Genomic DNA, 16,526 nt, shown 5'->3' with positions numbered 1-16,526 from the left:
TCGTATTTTCAAGGAGAACCGGATGAAAGCCTGGCGTGTGGTGTTGTTGACGTTGTCATTCCTGCTGCTGGGCGGTTGTTTGGTGACCTTCCATGAGCCGCTGCCGAGCAACCAGGCCGCGCCCAAGGCCCTGCTCGGCAAATGGAGCAGCAAGGACGCCTGGGGCGAGCCGCTGAAGCTGGTGATCAGCCGCAGTGGCGGCGATGCCTACAAGGCCGTTGCCACGGCCAAGGGCAAGGCCCCCGAGGAGTACGTGTTCACCGTCTCGCGCCACGGCAACCGCTGGTATCTCTCGGCCGGTGTGCCCAAGCGCCTGGGCGGCAACTTCCTGATCGGCGGCTTCGAGGTCGTCGATGGCAAGGAGTTGGTGGTCTACAACCTTGATGTCGACCAGGTCCAGCAGGCCGTGCAGCACAAGGAACTGACTGGCCGCAGCACCCAGGTAGCCGAGGACAATGGCGAGGGCGTGCTGATCGACAGCCCTGCCGCGCGGGTCCTGGCGTACCTGGACGACCCGGCCAATTCCGACCTGTTCGTCGAGGTGGCGCGGTTCCAGCGTTCCGGTAAGTAGCGAATTACGCGTGCGCCTTAACAAGGAGTCCCCAGTGGACGAATACCAGCAAACCATCCGCGCCCTGTCCGACCGTATCGTCGCGGCGCAGACGCCAATCCGTGTCCTCGATGCGGTGAAGTGGGATGACAGCATCCGCCAGGGCTTTCTCAAGGCCAAGGGCAAGGAGCCACCGGCGGTGGACCGGGCGTACTATCAGGCCCGTCCCCTGTCGTTCGACTCCAGTGCGGTGAAGGCGGAATTTCAAGGCATCGAGCGCGACATCATTCGCCAGCTTGGCCAGTTCAACCCGGTCGGCCAGATCATGAAGCGCATGTGCCGCGAGTACCGCATGGTGGTGCGCATGCTCGAGGCGCGCGGCACCGAGGATTTCGGCCTGATCTCCCAGGAGCTCTACGGCGCTGCCTCCGATGCCTTCCACGCGGGTGATCCGACCCTGGCCGACCTCGGCCTGATGCTGTCGGACTACCTGAACAACATCGACGGCCGTGGCGACCTCAAGGACGAACCGAAGAACCTCACCGCCAAGGAAGCCGTGGACATTCTCCAGCGCCGCCTGAACAAGGTGTTCGGCGAAGCCGAGGAGACCATCCGCGTGTTCGAGTCCGACGGTATCGTCGCCGACGCCGCGGCGGGCGCCGACTACATCAAGGTGCGTGCCGACGCCATGTTCAACAGCCGCGACGTGCGTGCGCTGGAAGTCCACGAAGGATTGGTGCATGTCGGCACCACACTCAACGGCCTCAATCAGCCGATCTGCACCTTCCTGGCCAAGGGCCCACCCTCGTCGACGGTGACCCAGGAAGGCCTGGCGATCCTCATGGAGGTGATCGCCTTCGCCTCCTATCCCAGTCGCCTGCGCAAGCTGACCAACCGTACCCGCGCCATCCACATGGTCGAGGAGGGCGCCGACTTCATGCAGGTCTATGAGTTCTTCCGCGCCCAGGGCTTCGAGATGGCGCAGAGCTACAGCAACGCCAGCCGGGTGTTCCGTGGCTCGGTGCCCAATGGCTTGCCATTCACCAAGGACTTGTCCTACCTCAAGGGCTTCATCATGGTTTACAACTACATTCAGTTGGCCGTGAAGAAGGGCAAGCTCGAGCAGATCCCGCTGCTGTTCTGCGGCAAGACCACCCTGGAAGACATGCGTACCTTGCGCCAGTTGGTGGAGGAGGGGCTGGTGGAGCCGCCCAAGTACCTGCCGGAGCAGTTCCGCGACCTCAACGCTCTCTCGGCGTGGATGTGTTTCTCCAACTTCCTCAATCACCTGAGCCTGGATCGCATTGAAGCCGACTACGCGAACATTCTCTGAACGCTGCCGCCTGCTGACGCTGGCGGTGGCCCTGCTCGCCATGGCCGGCTGCAGCAGCCTGCTGTTCTACCCCGAACCGGGGCAGCCGTTCACGCCAGAGCGGGCCAAGCTTGAATTCCGCGACGTCACCCTGACCACCGCCGATGGCATTCGCTTGCACGGTTGGTGGCTGCCGGCCAAGGCCGGTATCGAGGTCAAGGGCACGGTGCTGCACCTGCACGGCAACGGCGGTAACCTGCCCGGGCACCTGGGCGGCAGCTATTGGCTGCCGGAGCAGGGCTATCAGGTGCTGATGATCGACTACCGTGGCTATGGCCTGTCCGAAGGAAAGCCGAGCCTGCCCGAGGTGTACGAGGACATCGACGCGGCGATGACCTGGCTGGCCCAGGCCCCCGAGGTGCGGGGCAAGCCCCTGGTGCTGCTGGGCCAGAGCCTTGGCGGGGCGATGGCGATCCACTACCTGGCGGCGCACCCCGAGCAGAGCGCGCGCTTCCATGCCCTGGTGTTCGATGGCGTACCGGCGAGTTATCGCGCGGTCGGTCGCTATGCCTTGAGTACCTCGTGGATGACCTGGCCGCTGCAGGTGCCACTGTCGTGGCTGGTGCCGGACGGCGACAGCGCGATCCGCTCGATCGAGCGGCTGAGCAGCCCGCCGAAGCTGTTCTTCCACAGTATCGACGACAATCTGGTGCCGATGGACAACGGCATTCGCCTGTACCAGCACGCGCCACCCCCGCGGGTGCTGCAACTGACCCGTGGCGGCCATGTACAGACCTTCGCCGACCCGGTGTGGCGCCAGGTGATGCTGCGTTTCCTCGATGACCCCAGCCATTTCAACGGCCTGCGGCGGCTCGCCGAAGTGCCAAACTACCCTGACGAGAAGAACAAGCAATGAGTGAAGAACGCAACGCCATCCCGTTGATCCTGACCGGTGTCGGCAGCATCATCGTGACGGTGGGGGCTCTCTGGTACTACGGCTACCTGCATTTCGCCAAGCCCGAGGATGCCCTGTTGCTGCAGGACTACACCATGCTCAAGACGGTGCCTGGCGAAGACTACAAGGCATCCCTCGAGCCTGCGCCGCAGGTGGCGCAATGCGTCGATGGCGTGTTGGTGTTGTTCGATGTCCAGCAGAAGGGCCTGACCGGGGTGCTGGTGGACAACCGCAAGCGGGCGGTGCGCTGCATGGGCGAGGAAACGCCGCAGCAGGTGCAGTGAGGCGGGTTCTTCAGCAACTGCATCCTTCTCAGCCTTCGGCTTCGGCGATGAGCTCATCTATGTCCACTTTCACAGTGGGCTTTCCACGTCGTTGGCGAACCCGCTCGGCCAGTTGCATGTCGTCGATCAGTTCCATCATCGCTTCGTAGCGCTCCGGCGGTACCGCATAAAAGGCCGGCTCGTTGCGATTGAGGATGACCACGGTTTCACCAGCGGCTTCGCGGATAGTACCCATGGGGTCTCTCTTCAAGTCGGTGATGGATGCTGCCAGATCGGCGAGAACGGCGTAGGTCATAGTTGTATCAACTCATGAAGCGGGATTTTGAGTCTGGTAATCCTAGTGCTTTCAAGAGTGCTTTTAAAGGTGTCTTTTGGGTTCAAACATGAAAAACCCGCCATCAGGCGTAATGCTGTTCACTTAAGAATGCCGGGGCTGCTGCGCAGCCCATCGCGACACAAGGCCGCTCCCACATTGTCCGTGCTTGCCCTGTAGATAAGGGCTTACGCGGTCAGTGTGGGAGCGGCCTTGTGTCGCGATGGGCCGCAAAGCGGCCCCAATGCCGGCGATGTCGAGCTTAAGTGAACAGCATTACGCCATCAGGCGGGGTTTTTACTGTCAACCAGGCCGACTGCTTAGCGCTGGCTAACCGAGCGCGGTGCCACTGGCTGGTTGTCGTTGGAGATGGTCACTTCCACCCGACGGTTCTGCGCACGGCCCGAGTTGCTGGAGTTGTCCGCCACCGGGTACTCCTTGCCATAACCCTGGGCGACGATACGCGCCGGGTCCACGCCCGCACGCACCAGCGCCATGCGCACGCTGTTGGCGCGGCGTTCGGACAGGGTCTGGTTGTAGTTGGCCGAACCGACGCTGTCGGTGTAGCCCTCGACGATCACCTTGCGCTCCGGGTTTTCCTGGAGGAACTGGGCCAGCTTGGTGACGTTGGGCAGGGCGCTGCTCTTCAGGTCGGCCTTGTTGAAGTCGAACAGCACGTCACCGAAGGTCACCAGGGTGCCGCGATCGGTCTGCTTGGCGTTGAGGCTGTCCTGCAGCTTCTTGATCTGTGCGTCACGCGCATCGAGCTTGGCCTGGGCGCGTTGGGCCGAGGCGTTTTTCAGCTCGCCTTCGGCAGTGCGCAGGGCGATGGTCTGCTTGGCCACTTCGACACGCTGGTTGGTCAGGTAGGCCAACTGGTCGACTTTCTGGGTGTCCTCGCGTTCCATGAAGGCCTTGTCGGCTTTGTTCAGCCAGTCCTGGGCGTCCTTGGTTTCCAGCGCGGCGACCTTGCTCGACTGCGGGTCGCTTTGCAGCGCGGAGAAATTGGTACGGGCCGATTCCAGGTTCGGGTTCGGGTCGTGCGAGCAGGCAGCGAGACCGACACTCAGGGCCAGCAGGGCGGGAATCATTACGTAGTTGCGCATAGTGTTCATCCTTTGATCGTTGGCGAAGGCTTGAGTTGGCTGGGCAGGGCTCATTCGGCGCTGCGCAGGCCTTCCTCACGTACGTCCTGAACGCCCTGGCGGGCATCCTGCACGGCCTTCTGGGCCTTGGCCGCCTGGGCCTTGCGCTCGGCGACGCGAGCATCCCATTCAGCCTGCTCGGCCAGACGCTTGGCATCGTCGTACTTCTTGTCGTGCATGGCGATTTCGGCCTGCTTGAACTTGTCCTGCGCCGCCTTCATTTCGACGGCGGCGAACTCGGTACCGCCCGCGCTGACGGCGGAGTTCACGGCGGACTGGGTCACGGCGTACTGCTCGGTAGGTGGGTTCCCTGCACAGCCGGCCAGAACCAGGCTACTGCCCAGGGCCAGCGCGGCCAGCTTGAACCCGCGCACGTGAGTGGATGAGGATTGCGAAGTGCGGGTCTTCATGGTGGTCAGCTCCATTGGATCACTCCTGATAACGACGTTGTCCGTAGCACTCCATCGCTCAATCCCTGACATTCCGCGAGCTTCAGCCGAACTGTGCACAACGGCAGGTGTGCAGGGTTTTAGCGTGATGGCTATTGGCTGGGACTGGCGGGTTTTTCCAATGGTTCAGAAAAATTACACTTCGTGAGGGATTTTTTTCTGACTGATCAGTCAGTGAAATGGCCCCGGAGCGGTGGGCGCGAATGCGATTTCGCGAGCCTCTTCAGACTCGCGAATCCTTGCGGTTCGATCATTTCTGGTCGTCGGATGCCGTGTTGCTGAGCGCCTGCAGATGATGCCTTGAAAGGGCTAGAAAACGTGGGGTGGAACCGATGTCTTCATACAACGGGTCACCTTCTTCGTCGGTGGCGATCACCTGCCGGCCGGGCACATAGGGGAAGCTTGCTTCCACCTCTTCGAGGGCGGCGGCGACCAGTTCGCCGAGCAGTTCCTCGGCCGTGCGCTTGGGGTACATGTCGATCAGCGCGGCCAGGCGCGCTTCGGACTCCAGGTCCAGGTGCAACACGTGGCTGGTCGGGCTCATGCGCCCGGCGGCGTTCTGTTCCCAATGTTGCGCGAGTTCACGGATTTTCATGAAGACCTCTGTCTACGCCTCGAAAGGCTGCATTGCATGGGAGTGCTCTACATTCACTTTAGTTTGCTTTGCCTGATCGCGGCTTGCCACGGTGCCCCGGCTATGGGCACTCTTGGGGCAGCGCTGTTCACGACAAGTGCGCGGGCAAGCCGCGCCGAAGAGAGGGCCAATGACCGATATCGATGTGCGATTGCGTGAAGATGTCCATCTGTTGGGAGAACTGCTCGGCGAGACCATTCGCCAGCAGCACGGCGACACCTTCCTGGGCAAGATCGAGGACATCCGCCACAGTGCCAAGGCCGACCGCCGGGGCGCCGCCGAGCAGTTGAGTTCGACCTTGGCCAACCTCGGCGAAGATGACCTGTTGCCGGTGGCGCGGGCCTTCAACCAGTTTCTCAACCTGGCCAACATGGCCGAGCAATACCAGTTGATTCGCCGGCGCGACGCCGACCAGCCGGAGCCGTTCGAGGCGCGCGTGCTGCCCGAGTTACTGGCGCGCCTGAAACAGGCCGGCCATGGTGATGACGCCCTGGCCCGGCAACTGGCCAAGCTGGATATCCAGCTGGTGCTCACTGCGCATCCCACCGAAGTGGCGCGGCGCACGTTGATCCAGAAGTACGACGCCATCGCCGGGCAACTGGCCGCCCAGGACCATCGGGACCTGACCGCTGTCGAGCGCCAGCAGGTGCGTGAGCGCCTGCGCCGGCTGATCGCCGAGGCCTGGCACACCGAAGAGATTCGCCGCACGCGACCGACCCCGGTAGATGAAGCCAAATGGGGCTTCGCGGTCATCGAACACTCGCTGTGGCAGGCCGTGCCCAGCCACCTGCGCAAGGTCGACACGGCGCTGTTCGAGACCACCGGCCTGCGCTTGCCGCTGGAGGCCGCGCCGATCCGCTTCGCCTCGTGGATGGGCGGCGACCGTGATGGCAACCCCAACGTCACGGCGGCGGTGACCCGCGAAGTGCTGCTGCTGGCCCGTTGGATGGCGGCCGACCTGTTCCTGCGCGACATCGATGGCCTGGCCGCGGAGCTTTCCATGCAGCAGGCCAGCCGTGCCGTGCGCGAGCGCGTGGGCGACAGTGCCGAACCTTACCGAGCGCTGCTCAAGCAATTGCGCGACCGGCTGCGGGCGACCCGCAGCTGGGCCCACGCATCGTTGGGTGGCAGCCAGCCGGCCAGTGCCGAGGTGCTGACCGACAACCGCGACCTGATAGCACCGCTCGAGCTCTGCTACCAGTCGCTGCATGAATGCGGCATGGGTGTGATCGCCGATGGGCCGTTGCTCGACACCCTGCGCCGCGCCGTGACCTTCGGTCTGTTCCTCGGGCGTCTGGATGTGCGCCAGGATGCCGCCCGGCACCGCGATGCCCTGTCGGAAATCACCGACTACCTGGGGCTTGGTCGCTACGCCGATTGGGACGAAGAACAGCGCATCGACTTCCTCCAGGCCGAGTTGAAAAACCGCCGCCCATTGCTGCCGGCGCACTTCAAGCCCCAGGCCGACACCGCCGAGGTGCTCGCCACCTGCCGCGAGATCGCTGCCGCCCCGGCAGCCTCGTTGGGCTCGTACGTGATCTCGATGGCCGGCGCGGCTTCGGACGTGCTGGCGGTGCAGTTGTTGCTCAAGGAAGCCGGGCTGACCCGGCCGATGCGGGTGGTGCCACTGTTCGAAACCCTCGCCGACCTGGACAACGCCGGGCCGGTGATGGAGCGCCTGCTCGGCCTGCCGGGCTACCGCGCCGGCCTGCGAGGCCCGCAGGAGGTGATGATCGGCTACTCCGACTCGGCCAAGGACGCCGGCACCACGGCCGCCGCGTGGGCCCAGTACCGGGCCCAGGAAAACCTGGTGCGCATCTGTCGCGAGCACCAGGTCGAGCTGCTGCTGTTCCATGGCCGCGGTGGCACCGTCGGTCGTGGCGGTGGTCCGGCCCACGCGGCGATCCTGTCGCAGCCGCCAGGTTCCGTGGCGGGGCGTTTCCGGACCACCGAGCAGGGCGAGATGATCCGCTTCAAGTTCGGCTTGCCCGGTATCGCCGAGCAAAACCTCAACCTCTACCTGGCTGCCGTGCTCGAAGCGACCTTGTTGCCGCCGCCCCCGCCGGAGCCGGCCTGGCGCGAGCTGATGGACCAGTTGGCCGCAGACGGCCTCAAGGCCTATCGCGGCGTAGTGCGTGAGAACCCCGATTTCGTCGAGTACTTCCGCCAGTCCACCCCCGAACAGGAGCTCGGCCGCCTGCCACTGGGCAGCCGGCCAGCCAAGCGCCGTGCTGGCGGCATCGAGAGCCTGCGGGCGATTCCATGGATTTTCGGTTGGACCCAGACGCGCCTGATGCTACCGGCGTGGCTGGGCTGGGAGACGGCCTTGAGCAACGCGTTGGCCCGTGGCCAAGGCGAGTTGCTGGCGCAGATGCGCCAGCAATGGCCTTTCTTCCGCACCCGTATCGACATGCTCGAGATGGTGCTGGCCAAGGCCGATGCACAGATCGCCGAAGCCTACGACGAACGTCTAGTGCAACCGGGGTTGCGTGCATTGGGTGTGCATCTGCGCGACCTATTGTCGCAGTCGTGCCAGGTAGTCCTGGGCCTGACCGGCCAGCCGGTGCTACTGGCGCACAGCCCGGAAACCCGGGAATTCATCAGCCTGCGCAATACCTACCTGGACCCGCTGCATCGCCTGCAGGCCGAACTGCTGGCGCGTTCGCGCAGCCGCGAAGCCGCTCTGGATGGCCCGTTGGAGCAGGCCTTGCTGGTGACCGTGGCTGGTATCGCCGCGGGTCTGCGCAACACCGGATGAGGCTGTTGCGGCACGCCCCCGGGTACTGCCGACAATGACGTTGCCCGCGTGGCAGGCGAGTGGTTGCGCTGGGCGCAACCACTCGCCGACGGGGGCGCGGATGGCACATTCCTGCAACTTTGTGGCGCTTGTCTGGCTGCCGAGCGCTGTGTATCTTGAGCAGCCTTTTGACCGATTTAGGGTCTTACCCGATTTTCCGGACTTGGCCCTGGTTGCCGAATCCATTGAATTTCATAAAAAAATTTGAGGAGCACAAGATGCGCGTAATTCTGCTGGGAGCTCCCGGGGCCGGTAAAGGTACTCAGGCAAAGTTCATCACCGAAAAATTCGGTATTCCGCAGATCTCCACCGGCGACATGCTGCGTGCCGCGGTCAAGGCCGGCACCCCGCTGGGCCTGGAACTGAAGAAAGTCATGGACGCCGGCCAACTGGTCTCGGACGAGCTGATCATCAGCCTGGTCAAGGAGCGCATCGCCCAGCCGGACTGCGCCAACGGCTGCCTGTTCGACGGTTTCCCTCGGACCATTCCCCAGGCTGAAGCCATGGTTGCCGCCGGTGTCGATATCGACGCCGTGGTCGAGATCGCCGTCGACGACGAAGAGATCGTCGGTCGCATGGCGGGCCGCCGCGTGCACCTGGCCTCGGGCCGTACCTACCACATTCAGTACAACCCGCCGAAAGTGGAAGGCAAGGACGACGTCACTGGCGAAGACCTGATCCAGCGCGACGACGACAAGGAAGAGACCGTGCGGCATCGCCTGTCGGTCTACCACAGCCAGACCAAGCCACTGGTCGACTTCTACCAGAAGCTGTCGGCCGCCAACGCCGGCAAGCCGAAGTACAGCCACATCGAAGGCGTCGGCTCGGTCGAAGCCATCACCGCCAAGGTGCTGGCAGCCCTGAGCTGATCAACGCCTGACGCACGGTCCGCTTTTTGTGGGAGCGGCCTTGCGTCGCGAAAGGGCCGCAAAGCGGCCCCAGGGTGTCAGCGACGTGGCGAAATTGATGGGGCCGCTATGCGGCCCTGTCGCGACGCAAGGCCGCTCCCACAGGGGCCGCTGCTGCTCTATACTGCCGCTCTTTTCCCTCACACCCCGGAAACTCGTTCGATGACCACCCTGCTGGCCCTGGATACCGCCACCGAAGCCTGTTCCGTCGCATTGCTGCATGACGGCAAGGTGACCAGCCATTACGAGGTGATCCCGCGCATGCATGCGCAGAAGCTGCTGCCGATGATCAAGCAGCTGCTGGCCGACTCTGGCGTCGCGCTCACTGCCCTGGATGCCATCGCCTTTGGCCGCGGCCCGGGCGCGTTCACCGGTGTGCGTATCGCCATTGGCGTGGTCCAGGGCCTGGCGTTTGCCCTGGAGCGCCCGGTGCTGCCGGTGTCCAACCTGGCCGCCTTGGCCCAGGGGGCTCTGCGCGAGCACGGCGTGCAACAGGTGGCTGCCGCTATCGATGCGCGGATGGACGAGGTGTATTGGGGCTGCTACCAAGACCAGGCCGGTGAAATGCGCCTGATCGGCCAGGAGGCGGTGCTGCCGCCCGAGCGCGTCACCCTGCCCGAAGACATCGGCGGTGACTGGTTCGGTACCGGGACCGGTTGGGGCTATGGCGAGCGCCTGGCGGTGGCAACCCGCGCGCAGAATGCCGCAGCCTTGCCGCACGCCCAGGATGTGCTCAGCCTGGCGCGTTTCGCCTGGGCGCGAGGCGAGGCGATTGCCGCCGAGCAGGCGCAACCGGTGTATCTGCGCGATAATGTAGCCACCCCCAAGGCGCGTTGAAGGTTGCTCGTCGGTTATTGCCGGTCACGATAAAACCTTTTTCCCGAACTGTGGTCCAGTTATCACGCGGGCATTAGCGAAGGATCCCTGGTGCTGCTAAATTGCCACTATTGGTCCTGAGTGCTCCTTCATGCGTATCGATGGCTTCTCATCGCAGTCCTACCCGATCAAGCGCACACCGCGCAAGGCAGCGGTGCGCGACGAGTCCATCGACGACGCCGAGCTGGTCGAGGACGTCGAGGCAGCCCAGGCCGCTCCGGTGCGCCCGCGCAGTGGCGGCTTGCCAGCCCGTCAGCAGGACCTGGTGTTCCCCCGTGCCAGCGACCGGCGAACGGCCAGGGCCTTGGCCAGCTACCTAAGTACGGCCGGCTTCAATGACTGGGACATGGAAGTACTGGGGCTCGACCTGTACATTTGACGGATGAATCCGTCCCCCCTGCCTTATTTTCTCGGTTGTCCGTCCTGGAGCGAAAACGCCTGGCGCGACTACCTGTATCCCGCCGATGCCCGCCCTGCCGAGTTCCTCGGGCTGTACAGCCAGGTGTTCAATGCAGTCGAGGGCAATACCACCTTCTACGCACGCCCGGCACCCGGGACCGTGGCCCGCTGGGCCCAGGTGATGCCCGGGCACTTTCGCTTCACTGCCAAGTTTCCGGGTGATGTCAGCCATGAAGGCGACCTGCGCGATCGGCTCGAGTCGGCGTTTGATTTCACGCGCTTGCTGGCGCCACTGGGCGAGCGGGTGGCGCCCTATTGGCTGCAGTTGCCCGCCCAGTTCGGCCCGGCACGCCTGGCCGAGTTGAGCCAGTTCCTCGACGAGATCGGCGTGCCGGTGGCCGTCGAGGTGCGCAACCAGGCGTTCTTCGCCAAAGGCGAGGAAGAACGCCTGCTCAATCGCCTGCTGCATGAGCGCCAGGTGGAGCGTATCTGTCTCGACCCTCGTGCGCTGTTCAGTTGCACGTCACGCGAGCCGGCGGTGTTGCATGCCCAGTCCAAGAAGCCGAAGGTGCCGCCGCGCCCGGCTGCGTTCAGCCAGCATCCACAAGTACGCTTCATCGGCCACCCGACGCTGGCGGCCAACGTCAGCTTTCTCACGCCTTGGGTGGCCAAGGTCGCCGAATGGATCGAGGAAGGGCGCAGCCCCTATGTGTTCCTCCATACGGCGGACAATCGCTTGGCAGCGGCGCTCGCCCAGCACTTCCACCAGCGCCTGATGGCACGTCTGCCGGGCCTCGCCGCTTTGTCTGAATTGCCGCGCGGCCCTGAGGTCGAACAATTGGGGCTACTCTGACGCCACCCCATTGCCCGATCGACCTGCTGGAGATGCCACCATGGATGTACAAACCCTGCGAGCCGAAGCCTTCAAGGCGCTGCACGAGCGTGACGGCGCCTTCGTCATCCCCAACCCGTGGGATGCCGGCTCGGCGAGGCTGCTGGCGAGCCTCGGCTTCGAGGCCCTGGCCACGACCAGTGCCGGGCTTGCCTTCAGCCTGGGGCGGCCGGATGCCGAGGCGGCCCTGAGCCTGGACGAGACGCTGGACAACGCCAAGGCGATCGTCGACGCCACGCCTTTGCCGGTTGCCGCAGACCTGGAAAACGGCTTCGGCGACCTGCCGCAGGACTGCGCGCAAGCGATCCTGCGTGCAGCCGAGGCGGGGCTGGTGGGGGGTTCGATCGAGGATGCCACTGGCCGCGGCGACGCGCCTATCTACGACCTGGCCCTGGCGGTAGAACGCGTGCGTGCAGCGGTGCAGGCTGCACGCAGCCTGCCGTTCCCCTTCACCCTGTGTGCCCGGGCCGAAAACCTCCTGCACGGCCGAATGGACCTGGACGATACCATCCTGCGCCTGCAGGCCTTCGCCGAAGCGGGAGCCGATGTGCTCTATGCGCCGGGGTTGCGCAGCGTCGATGAAATTCGCGCGGTGGTTCAGGCGGTGGCGCCGAAGCCGGTGAACGTGCTGATGGGACTGGCTGGCGTGCCCTTGAGCGTCAACCAGCTACAGGACCTGGGGGTAAAGCGTATCAGTGTAGGCTCCTCGATGGCCCGCGCCGCGCTGGGCGCCTTGCAGCGTGCGGCGCTGGAGATCCGCGAACAGGGCACCTTCGACTACGCCGAGCAGGCGCTGCCGTTCGCCCAGCTCAACGACCTGTTCCGCCGCTGAGCCATGCGCTGGCTGCTGGTGCTGCTACTCGGCCTGGCGCTGGTCGCCGGCCTTGCCTGGCAGCTGGGTTGGCGACCGCCTGCAGCGTGGAACCCTTGGGCGCCCCTGGATGTTCGCCAGCCTCCGAACCTGCTGACCTCATACAAACTGTCGCGTTTGGCCAGCGACCCAGCCTTGTGCCGGCAGGCCTTGCAACGCTCCGCCCTGCGCTATCGAGCCCAGGCCGACAGCCCGCCTTCGGCCAAGTGCCCTTTGCGTAATGTGTGGCGTGTCGAAGGGGGGCAGGCGCGCTTGTCCAGCAGCTTCCTGGCCAGTTGCCCATTGGCGGTGGCCTATGCGTTGTTCGAGGAGCATGGCCTGCAACCTGCGGCCCAGCGGGTGTTTGGCCAACCGGTGGTGCAGGTCGAGCACCTGGGTAGCTTTGCCTGTCGCAACGTTTACAACCGTGCCCAGGGCCGGCTCAGCCAGCATGCCACGGCCAATGCCCTGGATATCAGCGGTTTTCGGCTGAAGGACGGTCAGCGGGTGATGTTGGCGCGGGACTGGCAGGGCGAGGGGGAGAAGGCGACGTTCCTGCGCGAGGTGCGCCAAGCGGCGTGCGAGGTGTTCGGGACGGTGTTGGGGCCAGATTACAACGCCGCGCACCGCGACCACTTTCACCTGGACATGGGGCAGTGGCAGGTCTGCCGCTGACCTCAGGCGTAAGCGCGAACGTTGTTCAGCACCACCGGGCGCGCCCAGTGGGTGTCGAATTCCAGGTCCTGCTGTTGTTGCGCCAGGGTGACCTCATCGAATGGCTCGGGGGCGGGCGGTAGCAGGTCCATCTCGAATTCGGCGATCGGCAGGTGCAGCGGTCGGGTGGCCGGGGCTGCGCCGGGTTGCGGCAGCTCATGACCCTGGCTCATGACCACGGGGCGCAACCAGCTGTTGTTGACGTCGAGCTGGCGTTGCTGCTCGATCAGTTCGGCGGCGCTGTAGGGTTCGGCGGCCGGCGCGAGCAGGTGGGCTTCCAGTTCCGCCTTGGGCAGGAACAGCGGCTCGGGCGGGGCCACTTCGGTGTCCTGCACGTTGCAGGCGCGCTGCGCATCGATCAGCGCCAGCGCCCGGGCGCCACCGATGGGCTCGCCACTTTGCTTGTCGTATTGCTCGACCAGCGCCTGGCTGAAGGTGTCGGGTTCCGGCGCTTGCTGCTCGGCCATGGCGCGGGCGAAGAAATCCTGCCACAGGTGGCTGACGCCCCCCAGTGCCTGGGTATTCTGCCGACCGTAGTTGTCGACAGGCGACAGGTAGGTCAAGCCGATGGAAAGAGTTTCTGACATGGCAGTCGTGCGCGCTGTGCTCTGGCAGAATAGCGGGATATTGCCTGTATCGGCCGTGGCCGGTGATTCATTAAGGCTCGATCACAATTTTTGGGTGCGGTGCTGATGGTAGAGCAGGAACAGGGTGCGGGGATCAGGGTCGAGGCGCTGAGCCCGGAGTATGTCGGGCGGGCGAGCGAGTGGGCCGAGCGCCTCGGGCTGCCGCTGGTGGACGAGACCGCCGGGTTCGCCGTGCAGGTCGGCGCCGATGGCTTGCAGATCCAGCAGCTTGGGCCGCAGGCGCCAGGGCCGGTAAGGGTGGACTTCGTCGAAGGCCAGGCCGCGCACCGGCGCTTGTTCGGTGGTGGCAACGGGCAGATGATCGCCAAGGCCGTAGGCATCGCCCAAGGTGTGCGTCCGCAGGTGCTCGATGCCACTGCCGGGCTGGGCAAGGACGCCTTCGTACTGGCCAGCCTCGGTTGCCAGATGACCCTGATCGAGCGCCAGCCACTGATCGCGGCCTTGCTCGAGGATGGCCTGGCCCGCGCGGTCGGGGATGCCGAAGTGGGGCCGATCGTCGCGCGCATGCGCCTGCTCACCGGCAATGCCATCGAGCGCATGCGTGGCTGGGAAGGCGAGGCGCCCCAGGTGATCTACCTCGACCCAATGTTCCCGCACCGCGACAAGAGCGCGTTGGTGAAGAAGGAGATGCGCGTGTTCCGGCCGTTGGTAGGTGACGATCTGGACGCCCCGGCCTTGCTGGAGGCAGCACTGGCGCTGGCCAGTCACCGGGTGGTGGTGAAGCGCCCGCGCAAGGCGCCGATCATCGACGGGCCCAAGCCGAGCCATAGCCTGGAGGGCAAGTCGAGCCGGTATGACATTTATCCGAAGAAGGCGCTCAAGGCCTGATCAGGTAGGCCTGTGCCGGCCTCTGCGAAGAGGCCGGCGCAGACGCCATCAAGCGCTCAGGGCCGAAACGCCCGCAGGAACACCCCGACCACCTCGCGCACATGCGCCTCGGCCTCTTCCTCTTCGAGCGGCCCCGCACATCCCAGTAGCAAACGATAATCCGGCGCACCCTTGACCAGGCAGAAGAAGTGCTCCGCCGCGTGCAACGGATTGGCAATCCGGAGCAGCCCCCGCGCATCGATATCCCGCAGCAACGCTTCCATTCCAGCCAGCACGCGCTTGGGGCCTGCCTCGTAGAAGTACTCGCCAAAGCTTGGGTCCTGGCTGCCCTGGGCCATGATCAAGCGGCTCAGTTTCACCGCTTCGTCACTGCTGATGAGCGCTTGGAAACCCCGGGCAATGTTCAGCAGCACCTCGTCCACCGGCGCGCCGTCGGGGTATTCGAACAGCAGGTCTGGCAATTGGATCTGGCAGGTCGCCATCACCGCCGAGCAGAACAGTGTCTGCTTGTCGGTGAAGTGGCTGTACACCGTGAGCTTCGAAACCCCTGCCGCTGCAGCGACCGCATCCATGCTGGTATTGGCATAGCCGAGGCTGAGGAACAGCGACTTGGCTGCCTCGAGGATGGACTCGCGCTTGGCCAGGTCCTTGGGCCGCCCTGGGCCGTTGGGTGCATCGTTGGGCATTGGAATCCGCATGTGGATGAATGGACGCCTATCTTAGCCGCTCAATGGCGTTCGGGCTGCAACTGATGCCGCACGCTAATGTGGTTTTTCTTGCCAAGGCCGGCTTCCCGGCTTCGCTTGCCTGGCTTAATATACTCGCCAGTTTAGTTATTCGACATAGCTCTTCGCGAAAGGATTCATCATGTTGCGCCACGCCTTGTCCCTCGCTGTGCCGGCGCTTGCCGCCCTGTTGCTCGTTGCCTGCGGCCAGGAGGCCGCGCCGCCCACTGCGCCGCGCCCGGCGCTGGTGGTCCAGCCGCAACCGCTCGAAGCCGGGGCCGATAGCTACCCTGGCGAGGTGCACGCGCGCTTCGAGCCGGACCTGGCCTTCCGCATCGCCGGCAAGGTCAGCAAACGCCTGGTCGAAGAGGGGCAGCGGGTCAAGGCCGAACAGCCGTTGGCCGAGTTGGACCCGCAGGACGTCCGTCTGCAACTGGAAGCCAATCGCGCCCAGTTGGCAGCCGCCGAGGCCAACCTGTCGCTGGTGCGCGCCGAACGTGATCGCTACCAGAAACTGCTGGACCGGCAGATGGTCAGCCATTCCCAGTACGACAATGCCGAGAACCTCTACCGCGCCGGTTTGGCCCGCCTGAAACAGGCCAAGGCCGAATTCGACGTGGCCGGCAACCAGGCCGAGTACGCCGTGCTGCGCGCCCCCCAGGCCGGGGTCATCGCCAAGCGCCAGGTCGAGGTCGGCCAGGTGGTCGCCGCCGGGCAAACGGTGTTCACCCTGGCTGCCGACGGCGAGCGTGAAGTCGCCATCAGCTTCCCGGAGCAGCAGTTTTCCCGCTTTGCCGTGGGCCAGGCGGTCAGCGTCGAGCTATGGTCGCACCCCGGCGAGCGCTTCGAGGGGCGCATCCGCGAGCTTTCGCCGGCGGCCGATCCGCGCTCGCGTACCTTCGCTGCGCGCATCGCCTTCGCTTCGGCCAAGGCGCCGGCCGATCTGGGCCAGAGTGCCCGGGTCTATATCGCTCATGACGGCCTGGTGCCGCTGGCAGTGCCCTTGTCGGCTATCAGTGCGGAAAATGGCCAGGCCTACGTCTGGCGCATCGATCCGCAGCGCCGCCTGGAGCGCGTCACGGTACGCCTGGGGCCTTATGGCAGCGAGAGCGTGCCGGTGCTGGAGGGGCTCAACCCCGGTGATTGGATCGTCGCTGCCGGTGGTCATGTGTTGCGCGAAGGCCAGGAGGTGCGGCCGGTGGATCGCAGCAACCGGGTGATCGACCTGAAGGCCAAGGAGTAAGTCCC

General features: G+C 64.8%; 19 protein-coding genes. 13 read left to right on the top strand and 6 right to left on the bottom strand.

All coding sequences use genetic code 11. The features are described 5' to 3' along the window. The first annotated feature begins 22 nt into the window (after window positions 1-22). From E6B08_RS24580 to E6B08_RS24565, 4 genes are read left to right on the top strand one after another with little or no spacing between them, the layout of a single operon-like run. Entirely contained in the window at window positions 23-571 is a 549-nt protein-coding gene (locus tag E6B08_RS24580) for a hypothetical protein (RefSeq protein WP_136916341.1), read from the top strand. 34 nt (window positions 572-605) lie between these two features. After that, window positions 606-1,883, top strand: a complete 1,278-nt coding sequence (locus tag E6B08_RS24575) for a flavohemoglobin expression-modulating QEGLA motif protein (protein WP_136916340.1) — start codon at window positions 606-608, stop codon at window positions 1,881-1,883. Further along, on the top strand, window positions 1,855-2,778 hold the full coding sequence (locus tag E6B08_RS24570; protein ID WP_136916339.1) for an alpha/beta hydrolase: 924 nt from the start codon (window positions 1,855-1,857) through the stop codon (window positions 2,776-2,778). The genes E6B08_RS24575 and E6B08_RS24570 overlap by 29 nt, the downstream gene beginning before the upstream one ends. Beyond that, on the top strand, window positions 2,775-3,101 hold the full coding sequence (locus tag E6B08_RS24565; protein ID WP_136916338.1) for a hypothetical protein: 327 nt from the start codon (window positions 2,775-2,777) through the stop codon (window positions 3,099-3,101). Before E6B08_RS24570 ends, E6B08_RS24565 begins: the two co-directional genes overlap by 4 nt. A 28-nt stretch (window positions 3,102-3,129) precedes the next feature. Here the strand turns inward: E6B08_RS24565 and E6B08_RS24560 are convergent, their stop codons facing one another. From E6B08_RS24560 to E6B08_RS24545, 4 genes are all read right to left on the bottom strand, one after another. Further along, window positions 3,130-3,396 carry a type II toxin-antitoxin system Phd/YefM family antitoxin gene (locus tag E6B08_RS24560; RefSeq protein WP_136916337.1) on the bottom strand — a complete coding sequence of 89 codons (267 nt, stop codon included), beginning with the start codon at window positions 3,394-3,396 and terminating at the stop codon, window positions 3,130-3,132. Window positions 3,397-3,734: 338 nt separating this feature from the next. Further along, window positions 3,735-4,520 carry an OmpA family protein gene (locus E6B08_RS24555; RefSeq protein WP_136916336.1) on the bottom strand — a complete coding sequence of 262 codons (786 nt, stop codon included), beginning with the start codon at window positions 4,518-4,520 and terminating at the stop codon, window positions 3,735-3,737. A 50-nt stretch (window positions 4,521-4,570) separates the two neighbouring features. Further along, the gene (locus E6B08_RS24550) at window positions 4,571-4,984 is read right to left on the bottom strand and encodes a DUF4398 domain-containing protein (protein ID WP_136916335.1); all 414 of its coding nucleotides are present in this window, start codon (window positions 4,982-4,984) and stop codon (window positions 4,571-4,573) included. A 274-nt stretch (window positions 4,985-5,258) separates the two neighbouring features. Next, complete coding sequence (locus E6B08_RS24545) at window positions 5,259-5,603, bottom strand: pilin assembly protein (protein WP_136916334.1); 345 nt, start codon at window positions 5,601-5,603, stop codon at window positions 5,259-5,261. Between the two features lie 169 nt (window positions 5,604-5,772). Between E6B08_RS24545 and ppc the strand changes: the two genes are divergently transcribed. The 7 genes from ppc (at window position 5,773) to E6B08_RS24510 (ending at window position 13,039) form a co-directional block, all read left to right on the top strand. Next, window positions 5,773-8,400, top strand: a complete 2,628-nt coding sequence (ppc, locus tag E6B08_RS24540; protein WP_136916333.1) for a phosphoenolpyruvate carboxylase — start codon at window positions 5,773-5,775, stop codon at window positions 8,398-8,400. 257 nt (window positions 8,401-8,657) lie between these two features. Then, entirely contained in the window at window positions 8,658-9,308 is a 651-nt protein-coding gene (gene adk, locus E6B08_RS24535) for an adenylate kinase (protein WP_029885102.1), read from the top strand. A gap of 201 nt (window positions 9,309-9,509) precedes the next feature. Then, a complete protein-coding gene (tsaB, locus tag E6B08_RS24530) occupies window positions 9,510-10,184 on the top strand; it encodes a tRNA (adenosine(37)-N6)-threonylcarbamoyltransferase complex dimerization subunit type 1 TsaB (protein ID WP_136916332.1) in 675 nt (224 codons plus the stop codon). 130 nt (window positions 10,185-10,314) lie between these two features. Further along, window positions 10,315-10,602, top strand: coding sequence for a hypothetical protein (locus tag E6B08_RS24525; protein WP_136916331.1), 288 nt, complete (start codon window positions 10,315-10,317; stop codon window positions 10,600-10,602). 3 nt (window positions 10,603-10,605) lie between these two features. Beyond that, complete coding sequence (locus E6B08_RS24520; protein ID WP_136916330.1) at window positions 10,606-11,475, top strand: DUF72 domain-containing protein; 870 nt, start codon at window positions 10,606-10,608, stop codon at window positions 11,473-11,475. Between the two features lie 40 nt (window positions 11,476-11,515). After that, window positions 11,516-12,346, top strand: coding sequence for an isocitrate lyase/PEP mutase family protein (locus tag E6B08_RS24515; protein ID WP_136916329.1), 831 nt, complete (start codon window positions 11,516-11,518; stop codon window positions 12,344-12,346). A 3-nt stretch (window positions 12,347-12,349) separates the two neighbouring features. Next, the gene (locus E6B08_RS24510; protein ID WP_136916328.1) at window positions 12,350-13,039 is read left to right on the top strand and encodes an extensin family protein; all 690 of its coding nucleotides are present in this window, start codon (window positions 12,350-12,352) and stop codon (window positions 13,037-13,039) included. A 2-nt stretch (window positions 13,040-13,041) separates the two neighbouring features. Here the strand turns inward: E6B08_RS24510 and E6B08_RS24505 are convergent, their stop codons facing one another. Further along, window positions 13,042-13,665: an energy transducer TonB gene (locus tag E6B08_RS24505; RefSeq protein WP_136916327.1), complete on the bottom strand. Its 624-nt coding sequence runs from the start codon at window positions 13,663-13,665 to the stop codon at window positions 13,042-13,044. Window positions 13,666-13,770: 105 nt separating this feature from the next. Here E6B08_RS24505 and E6B08_RS24500 point away from each other — a divergent pair, with 105 nt between their 5' ends. Beyond that, window positions 13,771-14,553, top strand: a complete 783-nt coding sequence (locus E6B08_RS24500; RefSeq protein WP_136916326.1) for a class I SAM-dependent methyltransferase — start codon at window positions 13,771-13,773, stop codon at window positions 14,551-14,553. A 56-nt stretch (window positions 14,554-14,609) separates the two neighbouring features. Here the strand turns inward: E6B08_RS24500 and E6B08_RS24495 are convergent, their stop codons facing one another. Next, window positions 14,610-15,251, bottom strand: coding sequence for a TetR/AcrR family transcriptional regulator (locus E6B08_RS24495; protein ID WP_136916325.1), 642 nt, complete (start codon window positions 15,249-15,251; stop codon window positions 14,610-14,612). A gap of 169 nt (window positions 15,252-15,420) precedes the next feature. Between E6B08_RS24495 and E6B08_RS24490 the strand changes: the two genes are divergently transcribed. Continuing rightward, on the top strand, window positions 15,421-16,521 hold the full coding sequence (locus E6B08_RS24490; protein ID WP_136916324.1) for an efflux RND transporter periplasmic adaptor subunit: 1,101 nt from the start codon (window positions 15,421-15,423) through the stop codon (window positions 16,519-16,521). Window positions 16,522-16,526: the final 5 nt, after the last annotated feature.

Origin of the sequence: Pseudomonas putida, assembly GCF_005080685.1 — a bacterium.
GTDB lineage: Bacteria > Pseudomonadota > Gammaproteobacteria > Pseudomonadales > Pseudomonadaceae > Aquipseudomonas > Aquipseudomonas putida_V.
Note: the sequence above shows the minus strand (reverse complement) of the source record. Positions and strands in the feature narration are given on the sequence as shown.

Excerpts from the sequence above, each read along its gene's own strand:
- E6B08_RS24520 (WP_136916330.1), top strand. The coding sequence starts at position 10,606 with ATGAATCCGTCCCCCCTGCCTTATTTTCTCGGTTGTCCGTCCTGGAGC.
- E6B08_RS24500 (WP_136916326.1), top strand. The coding sequence starts at position 13,771 with ATGGTAGAGCAGGAACAGGGTGCGGGGATCAGGGTCGAGGCGCTGAGC.
- E6B08_RS24580 (WP_136916341.1), top strand. The coding sequence starts at position 23 with ATGAAAGCCTGGCGTGTGGTGTTGTTGACGTTGTCATTCCTGCTGCTG.
- E6B08_RS24565 (WP_136916338.1), top strand. The coding sequence starts at position 2,775 with ATGAGTGAAGAACGCAACGCCATCCCGTTGATCCTGACCGGTGTCGGC.
- E6B08_RS24510 (WP_136916328.1), top strand. The coding sequence starts at position 12,350 with ATGCGCTGGCTGCTGGTGCTGCTACTCGGCCTGGCGCTGGTCGCCGGC.
- tsaB (WP_136916332.1), top strand. The coding sequence starts at position 9,510 with ATGACCACCCTGCTGGCCCTGGATACCGCCACCGAAGCCTGTTCCGTC.
- E6B08_RS24560 (WP_136916337.1), bottom strand. The coding sequence starts at position 3,396 with ATGACCTACGCCGTTCTCGCCGATCTGGCAGCATCCATCACCGACTTG.
- E6B08_RS24490 (WP_136916324.1), top strand. The coding sequence starts at position 15,421 with ATGTTGCGCCACGCCTTGTCCCTCGCTGTGCCGGCGCTTGCCGCCCTG.
- E6B08_RS24515 (WP_136916329.1), top strand. The coding sequence starts at position 11,516 with ATGGATGTACAAACCCTGCGAGCCGAAGCCTTCAAGGCGCTGCACGAG.
- E6B08_RS24545 (WP_136916334.1), bottom strand. The coding sequence starts at position 5,603 with ATGAAAATCCGTGAACTCGCGCAACATTGGGAACAGAACGCCGCCGGG.
- adk (WP_029885102.1), top strand. The coding sequence starts at position 8,658 with ATGCGCGTAATTCTGCTGGGAGCTCCCGGGGCCGGTAAAGGTACTCAG.
- E6B08_RS24525 (WP_136916331.1), top strand. The coding sequence starts at position 10,315 with ATGCGTATCGATGGCTTCTCATCGCAGTCCTACCCGATCAAGCGCACA.
- ppc (WP_136916333.1), top strand. The coding sequence starts at position 5,773 with ATGACCGATATCGATGTGCGATTGCGTGAAGATGTCCATCTGTTGGGA.
- E6B08_RS24505 (WP_136916327.1), bottom strand. The coding sequence starts at position 13,665 with ATGTCAGAAACTCTTTCCATCGGCTTGACCTACCTGTCGCCTGTCGAC.
- E6B08_RS24555 (WP_136916336.1), bottom strand. The coding sequence starts at position 4,520 with ATGCGCAACTACGTAATGATTCCCGCCCTGCTGGCCCTGAGTGTCGGT.
- E6B08_RS24550 (WP_136916335.1), bottom strand. The coding sequence starts at position 4,984 with ATGGAGCTGACCACCATGAAGACCCGCACTTCGCAATCCTCATCCACT.
- E6B08_RS24495 (WP_136916325.1), bottom strand. The coding sequence starts at position 15,251 with ATGCGGATTCCAATGCCCAACGATGCACCCAACGGCCCAGGGCGGCCC.